The sequence below is a fragment of the Acinetobacter sp. 1000160 genome (genome assembly GCF_000588715.1).
GTDB classification, from domain to species: Bacteria; Pseudomonadota; Gammaproteobacteria; order Pseudomonadales; family Moraxellaceae; genus Acinetobacter; species Acinetobacter courvalinii.
The window spans coordinates 1-567 of the sequence record NZ_JFWP02000035.1; the positions used below are offsets into that span (position 1 = coordinate 1).

A 567-nucleotide genomic window follows, 5' to 3' on the forward strand; every position below is an offset into this window, starting at 1 on the left:
GCGACATAAACCACCTAATTAATTTAAAGGGTTTATGGAGTATATAAAATTGTCATACCATCATCTTAACTTTGAAGATCGTACTGCATTAATGCTTGAGTCAAGAAAAGAAGGCTTTTCAGCCAGAAAATTTGCTGAACTCATTAAAAGACATCCTAGTACGATCTATCGTGAGCTTAAAAGAAATAGCATCAATGACGTTTATCAAGCTCGATATGCTTCTGATAACACCTTCGCTAGACGTAGACGTGGTCACAGAAAACTCAAAATCGATTCAATCCTCTGGAAATTTATTGTTGAAGCGATCCGTTGTTTATGGTCTCCTCAGCAAATAGCAAAGCGTTTAAAGACATTTCCTGATTTGGATCAAACAATGAATGTAAGCCATACAACGATTTATTCAACGATACGCGCATTACCAAAGGGTGAGTTGAAAAAAGACTTATTATCCTGTCTGCGTCATGAAAATAAAAAGCGAAAAGCTAACGGTGAACCTAAAAAAGATTCTATATTACAGGATATTAAAACTATTCATGAGCGCCCAGCCGAAGTTCAAGAAAGAAAAAT

Annotated in this window: 1 pseudogene; it reads left to right on the top strand. The window is 35.8% G+C overall.

Features of this window, described 5'->3' with window-relative positions:
* Positions 1–91: 91 nt before the first annotated feature.
* A pseudogene (locus J699_RS00005) lies at positions 92–567 on the top strand (IS30-like element ISAba125 family transposase); the annotation flags it as partial.